We start from the raw sequence: 12289 nt of genomic DNA, 5'->3' as shown, positions 1-12289 counted from the left end.
CGAGCACGACGGCGCCCGACGCGACCGCCTCCAAGATCGCGACGACCGCACGGCCGCGCGACGCCGGCATCGGCAGCGCGGCCGGGTCGACGGCCGCGAGGACGTCGGGCGCGGGAAAGACGTGCGTCACGCCGCCGAGCGGCTCGGCCAGCTTCTCGCCGTACGCCTCCACCAGCTTCCCGGCGGTCGTGCGCGCCGCGGCGACCGAGACCTGCTGGCCGAGGACCGCGCGCACGGCGATCTCGGCAGGGTCGACGGTCCCCGGCACGCGCAGGCCCGGGGCGGCCGCGACGAGCGGGCCGAGCAGCGGGTCGGCGCCGAGCACGTCGGCGACCGCGACCGGGTCGGCGTCCAGGTCCAAGGCCCGGCGGCAACGGGCGACCGCCGTCATCACGTCGCGGACGTCGTGCAGCCGGAGCTCGGCCGAGACCCCGTCCGCGTCGGGCGTGAGCGTCACGACGCCGGGGCCGTACGGCAGCCGCAGCGAGCGGCGGTAGGACCCGTCGACGACCTCCTCGACCCCGCGTACGGCCCGCCGGCCGAGGAAGTCGAGCAGCGCGCCCGCGTCGAACGGACGGCGCACTGCGAGTCGTACGGTCAGGCGGCCGGGAGCAGGCCGCGTCTGCAGCCGCGAGCGCAACTGCGATGGAGTCAGGGCGAAGACCTCGCGCACGGTGTCGTTGAACTGGCGGACGCTGGAGAAGCCTGAGGCAAAGGCCACATCAGCGAAGCTCAGATCAGTGGTCTCGATCAGGGCCCGGGCCGCCTGCGCGCGTCGTGCCCGGGCCAGAGCGAGCGGGCCGGCACCGAGCTCGGCGACGAGCGTGCGGTTGAGGTGGCGCTCGCTGTAGCCCAGCCGCGCCGCGAGCCCGGGCACACCGTCGCGCTCCACCACGCCGTCCTCGATGAGCCGCATGGCCCGCCCCACGACGTCGGCCCGCACGTCCCACTCCGGCGACCCGGGGGTCACGTCCGGTCGGCAGCGCTTGCAGGCCCGGAAGCCGCCGCGTTGCGCGGCGGCGGCGGTGCGGAAGAAGCGGACGTTCGACTGCTTCGGAGTGGTGGCCGGGCACGAGGGGCGGCAGTAGATCCCGGTCGACGTCACCGCGGTGAAGAAGAGCCCGTCGAAGCGGACGTCCCGCGCCTGCACGGCCCGGTAGCAGCGGTCGACGTCGTCCAGCACCCGTCCAGCGTGACATGGCGCCCCGGGCTCGGCTGGCGGGTTTCGGACACCGCCGTGGCGTTTGCACGATGCCCGACACGGCAGAATCGTGCCCATGCCGCAGCTGACCGACGAGACCCTGTGCGACACGCTGTCGACGTACGCCGGGCTCGTCTCCCGCGTGCTCGACGACCCCGAGCGCTGGCTGGGGTGGGGCTCGGGCGAGCCGCGCACATCGTTGCCGGGCCGCGTGGGCGACGTCGCAGCCCGTCGCCTGCTCGGCGGGACGCCGCCGGGGTCGAAGCAGTGGGCGGACCTTCCGGTCGACCAGCGGTCCGAGTGGTGGGTCGACCGCATCGCCGTCGTCGCGGGCTTCGTCGCCGCGACGCCGCGGTTCTTCGGCGCGGCCGCGGACCGCTTCCCGGTGCAGGCCGCGTTCGGCGCCTCCGCCCAGGGGCTCGCGGTCTGCGCCGTCGCGCGCGAGCACGGCCTCGAGGACCCCGACGACTGGGTCCCGTTGCTCGGCCGCGTGCTGTTCGACCGGCGGGTCGAGCGCGGGCACTGCGTCGACGCCGTACGCCGCTGGAGCCGCCGCCGCGCGGGTGACGGCGCCGCCGTGGGGGTCGTCGTGGAGCAGGAGCCGATGGCCCAGCTGGACGCCGCGGAGGAGCTGGACGAGCTCGAGCGGGCGGTGCCGGCCGAGCCCGCCGACCAGCCGCACCCGGTGAAGCGGGCCGCCCGGACGATGTGGCGGCTGGGCAAGACCTTCCTCGCGGTGCAAGGGATGTTCGACGAGCGGCCGCGCGGCGCGCTCCCGTTCCGCGCCCTGGGCAAGGTCCCCGTCGTCGGCCTGCTCGGCGGCTGGCTCGACGAGCGCGGCGGCGTGCGCAAGGCGGCGAAGCGGACGGCGAAGCTGCTGCGCTGACGCGGGCCGCCGGAACGGCCGGCGTGCAGGCGCGCGGCGCGGTGCGGTGCAGCTCGTCGCGGTGCAGCTCGTCGTGGCGCGTCTCCTCCCAGCGGCTCGCGACGAGCCCGTCCCGGCGCGGCGCGTAGGTTGAGCGCCGTGACTCTGCCCGACGAACTCGAACAGCGCATCCGCGCGCTCGCCGCCGACCCCGAGCTGCGCGAGCGGGTGGACCGGGCGCGGCGGCTCCTGGAGGAGGAGGGCGCCCCCGACGGGGCGAGCCGGGCGGAGCTGTACGTCACCGTCGCGGACTACGAGATGCTGGGCGGGCGCGCGGCCGAGGCCGTCGAGCTGCTGCGCCGCGCGGTCGCCGAGCCGGGCGCCCCGACCGAGCTGCGGTTCCACCTCGTCCGCGCCCTGCTGCAGGCCCGGCACACCGACGAGGCAGCCGCGGAGCTCGCCGAGCTGTGGCACGTGCGCCCGCGCGACCTGGCCGGCCACGAGATGATGGGCGCCACTCTGATGGCTGCCGGGCTCGACAGCGAGGCGATCCGCTGGCTGACCGCGGGCGCGCTCGCCGCCCTGCGCCAGGAGGGGGCCGACCCGGTCCTGACCGCACGGCTGCTGCGGCTGCGCCGGCTCGCACGGATCCGCCAGGGCTTCCCGGAGGACGACTACGACCGGATCGCCGCCGGCGCCCCGGACGAGGCGTAGCTCCCGCCACGCACGAAGGGCGACGCCCGGCACAGCCCCGCCGGAGCCGTACGCGGACGTCGCCCTTGCCTGTGTGCGCTCAGCCGCGCGCGACCGTCAGGCCGTTCTTGCCCGGCTCGAGGTCCACGACGACCTTGTCGCCGTCGCGGATGTCGCCACCGAGCAGGGCACGGGCCAGCGAGTCGCCGATCGCGGACTGCACGAGCCGGCGCAGCGGCCGCGCGCCGTAGACCGGGTCGTAGCCCGAGAGCGCGAGCCACTCACGGGCCGCGTCGGTGACCTCGAGCTCGAGCCGCCGCGACTCGAGCCGGCGGGCCAGCGCCGAGATCTGGATGTCGACGATCCGGGTCAGCTCCTCAGTGCCGAGCGGCTCGAAGACCACGACGTCGTCCAGCCGGTTCAGGAACTCCGGCTTGAACGTCGACCGCACGACCCCCATCACGGCGTCACGCTTGGCGGCCTCGTCGAGCGACCCGTCGACGAGGTAGACCGAGCCGAGGTTCGACGTGAGCACCAGGATCACGTTGCGGAAGTCGACCGTGCGGCCCTGCCCGTCGGTGAGCCGGCCGTCGTCGAGCACCTGCAGCAGGATGTCGAAGACCTCCGGGTGCGCCTTCTCCACCTCGTCGAGGAGCACGACGGAGTACGGCCGCCGCCGCACCGCCTCGGTGAGCTGGCCGCCCTCCTCGTAGCCGACGTAGCCGGGGGGCGCACCGACGAGCCGCGCCACCGAGTGCTTCTCGGAGTACTCGCTCATGTCGATGCGGACCATCGCCCGCTCGTCGTCGAAGAGGAAGTCCGCCAGCGCCTTGGCCAGCTCGGTCTTGCCGACACCGGTCGGGCCGAGGAAGAGGAACGAGCCCGTCGGGCGGTCCGGGTCGGAGATGCCGGCCCGGGCACGGCGTACGGCGTCGGAGACCGCGCGGACGGCGGCCTTCTGCCCGATCAGCCGGCGGCCGAGCTCGTCCTCCATCCGCAGCAGCTTCGCGGTCTCGCCCTCGAGCAGCCGGCCCGCGGGGATGCCGGTCCACGCCGCCACGACGTCCGCGACGTCGTCGGGCCCGACCTCCTCCTTGACCATGGCATCGCGCGACTCCTGCGACTCGGCCGCGGCGGCGATGTCCTTCTCCAGCGCGGGGATCTCGGCGTACATCAGCCGGGACGCGGTCTCGAAGTCGCCGTCGCGCTGGGCGCGCTCGGCCTGCCCGCGCAGGTCGTCGAGCTTCTCCTTGAGCCCGCCGACCCGGTTGAGCCCGGACTTCTCCTGCTCCCAGCGGACGTTGAGCGCGGTCAGCCGCTCGGTCTCGTCGGCCAGCCGGCGGCGCAGCGCCTCGAGCCGCTCCTGCGACGCGGGGTCGTCCTCGCGCTCGAGCGCCATCTCCTCCATGCGCATGCGGTCGACGGCGCGCTGCAGCTCGTCGATCTCGACGGGCTTGCTGTCGATCTCCATGCGCAGCCGGGAGGCCGCCTCGTCGACCAGGTCGATCGCCTTGTCCGGCAGGAAGCGCGAGGTGATGTAGCGGTCCGAGAGCGTCGCCGCCGCCACGAGGGCGGCGTCGCTGATGACGACCTTGTGGTGCGCCTCGTAGCGGCCGCGTAGCCCGCGCAGGATGCCGATCGTGTCCTCGACGCTGGGCTCCCCGACGAAGACCTGCTGGAACCGGCGCTCGAGCGCGGGGTCCTTCTCGATCCGCTCGCGGAACTCATCCAGCGTCGTCGCGCCGACCATGCGCAGCTCACCGCGGGCGAGCATGGGCTTGAGCATGTTGCCCGCGTCCATCGCGCCCTCGCCGGACGCGCCCGCGCCGACGACCGTGTGCAGCTCGTCGATGAAGGTGACGACGCGCCCCTCGGACTCCTTGATCTCGTTCAGGACGGCCTTGAGCCGCTCCTCGAACTCGCCGCGATACTTCGCGCCCGCGACCATCGCGCCGAGGTCGAGCGCCACGAGCGTCTTGCCGCGCAACGACTCGGGGACGTCGCCGGCCACGATCCGCTGCGCCAGCCCCTCGACGACGGCGGTCTTGCCGACGCCGGGCTCGCCGATGAGGACTGGGTTGTTCTTGGTACGCCGGGACAGCACCTGCACGACGCGGCGGATCTCCGCGTCCCGCCCGATGACCGGGTCGAGCTCGCCGGCGCGGGCGCGCGCGGTGAGGTCGACGCCGTACTTCTCCAGCGCCTGGTAGGTGCCCTCCGGGTCCGGCGAGGTCACGCGGGCGGAGCCGCGCGCCTTCTCGAACGACGCGAGCAGCGCCTGCGGGGTGGCGCCGGCCTCGCGCAGCAGGCTGGCCACCGGGCCGCCGGACTCGGCGAGCCCGACAAGCAGGTGCTCGGTGGAGACGAACTCGTCGCCGAGCTCGCGGGCGTGGTTCCCCGCGGCGGTCAGGGCGGCGTACGCCGGGCGGGCCAGCTGCGGCGCGCTGACGGTGTCGCCGCTCGCGCTGGGCAGCCGGGAGGCCGTCTCCTCGGCCCGCGCGCGCAGGGCGTTGCGGTCCGCACCGACTGCCTCGAGCAGCGGCCCGACCGCGCTGTCGGCCTGGCCGAGCAGGCCGAGCAGCAGGTGGACCGGCTCGACCTGCGCGTTCCCGGCGCTGGACGCGCGGCGCACGGCCTCGGTCAAGGCCTCCTGGGTGCGGGTGGTGAGCTTGTTCGTGTCCATCGTGCGGGGTCTCGCTCCTCGAAGCTCGGGTGGTCTTGTGCAGTCCAACCGCAGGAACCTTGAGTCTGTTCCGCTCAACTCTAGCTACCCGCTCTTCGGACGGCGATACCCGCCGCAGGGCACCTCGCTCCTCAGCGCGGACCCCGCACATCGAGTTCCGGGGTGCGAGGCGGCGCTCCGACGAAGGCGTCGCATGTGCGTCGCCCCGACCGCTGACCGAGAGGGTGGCGCCCGTCGCTGCCGCGGCGAACCTTGCGCCCACTAACCCGACCTTCCGCTCGCTGCAGCAGGCGAGAGGTGTGGCCAGCGGGCGGGAAGTGGCGGCGAGAGGCGAGGGAGGCGGCGTGGACGGGCGGCAAGGGGCGGCAAGGGGCGGACGGCGTGGCCAGCGGGCAAGAGATGGCGTCCACGGGCGGGAGTGGCGTCGACGGAGCGGAGCCTGGCGGTGGCACCGGCCCCCACGTCCGGGACAACGCGAAGGCCCGGCCCCCCAGGAGGGAGACCGGGCCTTCGACCGTCAGCTGCGATCGGTCAGCGACCGATCAGCTCACCGCTCGAACTTGTCCGCGGCGGTGAGGTCGGCGACGTACATGCCGGCGGCGGAGACCAGCGCGTCGCGAGCCGCGATGTCGGCCGCGTCGCCCTTGATCTGGTTCTTCGCCTTGGCGATGAAGGACTCGAGGTAGCTGATGGACTGCGCCTCGCTGCCCTTCGCGGCAGCCGCGTCGACCTTGGCCAGGCGGTCCTTGAGGGACGCCGACGCCGAGGCGGTCACGTTGCCGGAGGCGACGTACATGTCGACCATGTCGTAGAGGCTCTGGAACGAGACGGCCTCGGTGTAGAGCTGCTGCATCTGGACGTTGAGCTCGGTCGACTTGACCTTGGCCGCGTCGGCGAACATCGGGTCCGTCAGCTTGAACGAGTCGAAGCCGCGCTGGATCTCGTTCGAGAAGATGTGGCCGTTGTACCAGTAGGTCGACCAGTTGCCGCCCGTGACAGAAAGCGGGGCGCCGGTGGTCGGGTGCGTCCGGACGTCCGGGCCGCGGTCGAACCAGGCGATCTCCTTCGGGTTGGCCGAGTCGGTGAAGTCGAACACCGAGAGGCCGCCCTGGTACCACGCCTGGACCATGATGTCCTTGCCCTTGACCGGGATCAGCGAGCCGTTGTGGGCGACGCAGTTCTCGTTCTCCTGCTGGACGCGCGGGATCTTGAAGTAGCTCTTGAAGACCATCTTGGCGTCGACGATGTCGTAGATCGCGTCCGCGCCCTTGACCAGGCCGTGGTTCGGGTCGTAGTCGCAGGTGGCCTGGCCGCCGCCGCCGAGCTCGTCGGTGAAGACGACCTTGGTGCCGGCGTTGTTGAAGGACGCCGAGTGCCAGAAGCTGAAGTTCACGTCGTCGCGGACCGAGTGGATCAGCGTCGGGTTCTCGCGGTTCGAGATGTCGAACAGCGCGCCGTCGCCCATGCAGGCACCGGCCATGACGTCACGCGACGGGAACGTCGTGAGGTCGTGGCAGCCGCTCGTGGCGCTGACCGAGTTCGACGTCGGGTCGGCAGGGTTGCGCGCCTTGCCGGGGTTGCCGCCGTCCGGGAAGAGCACCGGCGTGCTGACGATCGCCGCGTCGGTCGGCGCGTCCAGCGGGACCTTGACGATGGAGATCTTGTCGTGAGGCGGCTTGCAGTAGGCCGCGCTCGCGCTCGGGGAGTACGAGGAGACGTAGACGTAGAGGTCCTCGAGGTCCTTCGACGGCGCCAGCGTGTGGGTGTGCGAGCCGCAGTCGGTGCGGACCGACTTGATGTACTGCGGGCTCTTGATGTCGCTGATGTCGAAGATCTTGATGCCCTCCCAGTGCGCGGCGTTGTTCTGGCTGCCGGCCGCACCGGTGGTGCACGAGTCGTTCGTGCGCGGGGAGTCGGTGGAGAGGACGAGCAGGTCGCCGTAGACCGAGATGTCGTTCTGCGAGCCCGGGCACAGGACCGACGTGACGAGCTCCGGGTCCGCCGGCTCGCTGATGTCGTAGATGTTGAAGCCGTTGTAGTTGCCGGAGAACGCGTAGTCGCCCTGGAAGGCCAGGTCGCTGTTGAGCGCCGAGAAGAACGACGTAGCGCTCGAGTGCACGAAGCCCGGCGGCTTCGGGTCGTTGTCCAGGTGCTCGATGTTGGCCGTCTTCGCCACCTCGTTGGGGGTGACGGGGCCCATCGGCGGGTCGTCCGCGTACGCCGCCGAGAGCGGAGCCGTAGCGAGCCCCGCGGCCAGCACGGTTCCCCCGAAGATTGCTGCGGCGCGTCGCCGAATCGTGCGAGCCGGTGTGGGCTCCATACGTTCTCCTTGGTCCGGGATGCAGACGAGCGCCACCCCTCGTGAGGCACGGCGCGGAACGCATCCTGGCGAACCAGCCGTCCGAGCGACACCCCCCGGCGCGAAAAATCGACGTTTCCAACCATTACAACTGCGTAACGCCGGGAACTAGTCGCCCGGAGCAAGTTTCGGGTGTTCTGTGCGCGCCGCTCGTCGGTGGGTGAAGATGAACGCCATGCCCCGCGGATACCCCCTTCGACGCTCGCGCGCCCTCGGCGCCGCCACGCTGGTCGCGCCGCTGCTCGGCGCAGCACTGCTGACGGCGTGCACGTCCGACGACGACTCCTCGGCCCCGGTCGCCGGCGCGATGACCGCGCCAGCTGAGAGCGGGCCGCCCGCGATCCAGCCGGGCAGCCCCGGCGAGCCGAACACCACCGGCTCGCCGACGATCGCGCCGGACACCTGGAGCACTGCGGACGTCGAGTTCGCGACGATGATGATCCCGCACCACGCGCAGGCCCTGGAGATGAGCCAGCTGGCGCCGGACCGGGCGCAGAGCCCCAAGGTCAAGGCGATGGCCGCGCGGATCGAGGCCGAGCAGGAGCCGGAGATCGAGCTGTTCCAGGCCTATCTGGAGGAGCGCGGCCAGGAGGTCCCGCCAGCCGACTGGAGGACGCACGGGCATGGCCATCACTCCGGCTCTGGCGAGCTCCAGATGGAGGGGATGGCCACCGAGGAGGAGCTGGAGGCGCTGAAGGCCGCCAAAGGGAGCGCCTTCGACGAGATGTTCCTGCGCATGATGATCCGCCACCACCAGGGCGCGCTCACGATGATCGACAAGTGGGGCGACACGCCGGGCGAGATCAGGATGAACGAGATGGCCAGCGAGGTCGGTGTGACGCAGCAGGGCGAGATCAACCGGATGAACGACCTGCTCGCCGAGCTCTGAGGCGTCGCGCGCTTCATCCAGCGGCAACGGTCACGACCCTGTCCCGCAACGCAGGGCGCGCAGACTGGTCACCGCGCGTCACCGGCCGGGCCGAACGCCGGCCGCCCGCGGCACGGTGACGCGGGACAGGGGAACGCCATGCTCTTCGACGTACGCGTCGTGCTGCCCGACCGCCCCGGCGCGCTCGCCCGGGTGGCCGACCTCATGGGCTCCTGCGGTGGCGACATCGTCGGGGTGCAGGTGCTGGGCCGCGAGGGCGGCCGCGCGATCGACGACTTCCGCGTCAGCCTGACCGCGGGCGGAGAGAGCCGGCTGCGCGAGCGGCTCGAGCGCGACCCGGCGATCGCCCTGCTCTCGCTGCGCACCTCGACCTCGAGCCCGGGCAGCCACCTGGAGCTCGACCTGCTCGAGCACGCCCTGCGCCAGCCCGAGCGCGCGGTCGAGACGTTCACCGACATGGCGCCGGCGGTGTTCGCCGCGGACTGGGCCTGCGCGATCGCCGGCACGGGCGACTCGGCGCACGTCGTCTACTGCAGCCCCGGGGCGCCGGAGGTGGAGCTGTCCGAGGTCGACACCGCCCCCGCGCGGGCCGGGCGGGTGCAGCCGCGCGGCTTCGGCGCCGAGGACGAGGTGACCATGCTCGGCGCCCCGTTCCCCGGCGACGTCACCGTGCTGGTGGCGCGCTCGGAGCCGGTCTTCCACCCGCTGGAGCTGAGCACGTTCCGCCGGGTCAGCGAGCTGGTCGCGATGATGGCGGTGCCGCGCGCGATCGCGCTGCCGGCCTGACGATCGGCACAGACGGAGCCGCGGACGCGCGCCTCGTGACGTGAGGGCGCGCGCTCCGGCCCGGTCAGCGCGGGTCCGGCCGCCACACCACGATCGCCGCGCCGTCCCGGCTGAACGGCACCAGGTCCCGGCGCGCCGCGCGGGCGGCCTCGGCCGCCGCCTGGCGCGCCGAGGTCTCGACCCGGGCGGAGACCGCCTCGAGCTCGGCGTGCAGCTCGGCAAGACGCGCCTGCAGCGCGCCGACCTGCAGCTCGAGCTCGATGATCCGCTTCACGCCCGCGAGGTTGATGCCTTCGTTCGTCAGCTTCTGCACCTCGCGCAGGGCGGCGATGTCGCGCGCCGAGTAGCGCCGGCCGCGGCCCGTCGACCGGCCCGGCGACACGATGCCGAGCCGGTCGTACTGCCGCAGCGTCTGCGGGTGCAGGCCGGACAGCTGCGCGGCGATCGAGATGACGTAGACCGGCGCGTCGTCGTCGAAGGGCAGCTGGCTCATTCCTCCTACCCCTTGTCGCTGCGCGCCGCTGCGTAGAGGCCGGCGCGCGGGTCGTCTCCTGCCGTCGCCTCGGCGTAGGCCTCGAGCGCGGACCGCGCCTTGGCCGAGAGCTTGGCCGGCACCGCGACCTCGACCGTCACGAGGAGGTCGCCTCGGGTGCCGTCCTTGCGGGTCGCCCCCTTGCCGCGCGCCCGCATCGTGCGCCCGTTGGCCGTCCCGGCCGGCAGGCGCAGCGTGATCGGCGCCCCGCCGAGCGTGGGTACGCGCAGCTCGGCCCCGAGCGCCGCCTCGGCGAAGGTGACCGGCACCGTGATGGTGAGGTCGTCGCCGTTGCGGCCGAAGACCGGGTGGGGCGTCACGTGGACGGTGACGTAGAGGTCGCCGGCCGGGCCCCCGCGCTCGCCCGAGGCGCCCTTGCCCTTGAGCCGGATGCGCTGGCCGTCCTTGACGCCGGCGGGGATGCGGACGTTGAGCACCTCGCTGCCCTGCGCGCGACCGCTGCCGTGGCAGTTGGGGCACGGGTCGTCGACGACGAGCCCGCGGCCCTTGCAGTTGCGGCAGGGCTCGGCGAAGGCGAAGCCGGACCCGCCGCCGACGCTCGTGCGCCCGGTGCCCTGGCACTCGGGGCACGTACGCGGCATGCTCCCGCCGCGGCCGCCGGTGCCGCTGCACTCCGGGCAGGGCTTGTCGCTGCTCTTGCGCAGCGGCACGGTCAGCCCCTCGACGCTCTCGACGAACGAGATCGTGACCTCGGACTCGACGTCGGCGCCCCGGCGCGGGCCGCCCGGCCGGCGTACGCCGCCGAACAGCCCGCCCAGGACGTCGCCGAGCCCGCCGGCCCCGGCTCCCGCCCCGGAGGTGGCGCCGAAGATGTCGCCGATGTCGAAGCTGACGCCGCCGGGGCCGCCGCCCGCCGAGCGGAACCGGCCGGCGCCCGAGCCGAACAACGACCGGGCGTCGTCGTACTCCTTGCGCCGCTTGGCGTCGGACAGGACGTCGTAGGCCTCGGAGATCTCCTTGAACCGCTCCTCGGACGCGGAGTCACCCTTGTTGGCGTCGGGGTGGTACTGCCGCGCGAGCTTGCGGTAGGACTTCTTGATCTCCTCCGCAGACGCCTCCTTGGAGACACCGAGCGCCTTGTAGTAGTCCTTCTCCAGGAAGTCCTTCGTGCTCACCCGGCGTCCCCTCCCCTCGTCATCATGTGTTGTCCGATTCGCAGTTCGTGCTTCGCTATTCGCTCGACCCGCCGGCGCCCGCGCCGGAGTCGGCCGGCTCTGCCACCGCGACCCGGGCCGGGCGGACGATGCGCTCGCCGATGCGGAACCCCGGCTGCAGGACCGTCACGCAGGTCGCCTCGGTGACGTCGTCGGAGTACTCGTGCATGAGCGCCTCGTGGACCGTCGGGTCGAACGGGTCGCCCGCCTCGCCGAAGCGGGTGAGGCCGAGCTTGTCGATGACCGACGTGAGCGAGTCGGCGACGGCCTTGAACCCGCCGACGAGCTCGCCGTGGCTCCGCGCCCGGTCGATGTCGTCGAGCACGGGCAGGAAGCTGGTCAGCACGTTGGCGAGGGCCGCCTCACGGACGGCCTCGCGGTCGCGGTCGACGCGCTTGCGGTAGTTCGCGTACTCGGCCGACAGCCGCTGCAGGTCGGCCGTGCGCTCGGCGAGCTGGGTCTCCAGCTCGCTCTGTCCAGCTGCCTGCGGCGCCTGGGACGCCGGCGTGGCGGCCTCGTCGGCCGCCGGGGCGGCGGGAGCAGGCTGCTGGGCCTGCTCCCGCACTGCGCCGGTGGTCGGGTCGATGCGCCGCTTGTCCCTGACGACGGGCTCAGGGCCCTCCTCGTGGACGTCGGTCACTTCTGCTCGTCCTCGTCGACGATCTCGGCGTCCACCACGTCGTCGTTCGCGCTCCCGGCGGAGGCCCCGCCGAAGCCGCCCGCCGCACCGGCGCCGGCGCCCGCGTCACCCGCGCCCTGCGCGTTGGCGTACATCGCCGAACCGAGCTTCTGGCTCGACTGCGCGACGCGGTCGGTCGCGGACTTGATCGCCTCGGTGTCGTTGCCCTCGAGCGCGGACTTCAGCGCGCCGACCGCGTCCTCGACCTCGGCCTTGGAGTCGGCCGGGACCTTGTCCGCGTTGTCCGCGAGGAACTTCTCCGTCTGGTAGACGAGCGACTCGGCGGTGTTGCGCACCTCCGCCTGCTCGCGGCGCTGACGGTCCTCCTCGGCGTGCGCCTCGGCGTCCTTCACCATGCGCTCGATGTCCTCCTTGGGGAGGGCCGAGCCACCGGTGATCGTCATGCGCTGCTCGCGGCCGGTGCCGA

10 protein-coding genes and 2 pseudogenes are annotated in these 12289 nt (G+C 73.0%); 4 read left to right on the top strand and 8 right to left on the bottom strand.

The genetic code is table 11. The features are described from left to right. Nucleotides 1–1183: bifunctional transcriptional activator/DNA repair enzyme AdaA (locus tag G9H71_RS18465; RefSeq protein ID WP_166284262.1), on the bottom strand; the 1183-nt coding region annotated here is incomplete at its 3' end. A 94-nt stretch (nucleotides 1184–1277) separates the two neighbouring features. Between G9H71_RS18465 and G9H71_RS18460 the strand changes: the two genes are divergently transcribed. Continuing rightward, nucleotides 1278–2087, top strand: a complete 810-nt coding sequence (locus G9H71_RS18460) for a hypothetical protein (RefSeq protein ID WP_166284261.1) — start codon at nucleotides 1278–1280, stop codon at nucleotides 2085–2087. A 138-nt stretch (nucleotides 2088–2225) separates the two neighbouring features. After that, a complete protein-coding gene (locus tag G9H71_RS18455) occupies nucleotides 2226–2780 on the top strand; it encodes a tetratricopeptide repeat protein (RefSeq protein ID WP_166284260.1) in 555 nt (184 codons plus the stop codon). A gap of 79 nt (nucleotides 2781–2859) precedes the next feature. Here G9H71_RS18455 and clpB read toward each other — a convergent pair whose 3' ends face one another. The 3 genes and pseudogenes from clpB to G9H71_RS18445 form a co-directional block, all read right to left on the bottom strand. Then, nucleotides 2860–5442: an ATP-dependent chaperone ClpB gene (gene clpB / locus G9H71_RS18450; protein WP_166284259.1), complete on the bottom strand. Its 2583-nt coding sequence runs from the start codon at nucleotides 5440–5442 to the stop codon at nucleotides 2860–2862. 547 nt (nucleotides 5443–5989) lie between these two features. Beyond that, nucleotides 5990–6250 (bottom strand): annotated as a pseudogene (locus G9H71_RS25585) (FIMAH domain-containing protein); the annotation flags it as partial. Between the two features lie 39 nt (nucleotides 6251–6289). Further along, nucleotides 6290–7762: pseudogene (locus G9H71_RS18445) on the bottom strand (LVIVD repeat-containing protein); the annotation flags it as partial. A 214-nt stretch (nucleotides 7763–7976) separates the two neighbouring features. Here G9H71_RS18445 and G9H71_RS18440 point away from each other — a divergent pair. Together G9H71_RS18440 and G9H71_RS18435 are read left to right on the top strand one after the other, a co-directional pair. Next, nucleotides 7977–8690, top strand: a complete 714-nt coding sequence (locus G9H71_RS18440) for a DUF305 domain-containing protein (protein ID WP_231135068.1) — start codon at nucleotides 7977–7979, stop codon at nucleotides 8688–8690. A gap of 138 nt (nucleotides 8691–8828) precedes the next feature. Then, the gene (locus G9H71_RS18435; protein WP_166284257.1) at nucleotides 8829–9476 is read left to right on the top strand and encodes an ACT domain-containing protein; all 648 of its coding nucleotides are present in this window, start codon (nucleotides 8829–8831) and stop codon (nucleotides 9474–9476) included. 64 nt (nucleotides 9477–9540) lie between these two features. Here G9H71_RS18435 and G9H71_RS18430 read toward each other — a convergent pair whose 3' ends face one another. The 4 genes from G9H71_RS18430 to G9H71_RS18415 all read right to left on the bottom strand — a co-directional run. Continuing rightward, nucleotides 9541–9969 (bottom strand): heat shock protein transcriptional repressor HspR, encoded by a 429-nt coding sequence (locus G9H71_RS18430; protein WP_166284256.1) that lies wholly within the window; start codon nucleotides 9967–9969, stop codon nucleotides 9541–9543. 5 nt (nucleotides 9970–9974) lie between these two features. Continuing rightward, nucleotides 9975–11144 (bottom strand): molecular chaperone DnaJ, encoded by a 1170-nt coding sequence (gene dnaJ / locus G9H71_RS18425; protein ID WP_166284255.1) that lies wholly within the window; start codon nucleotides 11142–11144, stop codon nucleotides 9975–9977. 55 nt (nucleotides 11145–11199) lie between these two features. Continuing rightward, a complete protein-coding gene (gene grpE, locus G9H71_RS18420) occupies nucleotides 11200–11823 on the bottom strand; it encodes a nucleotide exchange factor GrpE (RefSeq protein ID WP_166284254.1) in 624 nt (207 codons plus the stop codon). Beyond that, nucleotides 11820–12289 (bottom strand): Hsp70 family protein (locus tag G9H71_RS18415; RefSeq protein WP_166284253.1); only part of this gene is annotated, 470 nt, incomplete at its 5' end. The genes grpE and G9H71_RS18415, both read right to left, overlap by 4 nt.

Origin of the sequence: Motilibacter deserti (assembly GCF_011250635.1) — a bacterium.
In the GTDB taxonomy this organism is placed as follows: domain Bacteria; phylum Actinomycetota; class Actinomycetes; order Motilibacterales; family Motilibacteraceae; genus Motilibacter_A; species Motilibacter_A deserti.
The sequence above is the reverse complement of the archived record's forward strand: the minus strand, read 5'-3'. Positions and strand labels throughout refer to the sequence as shown.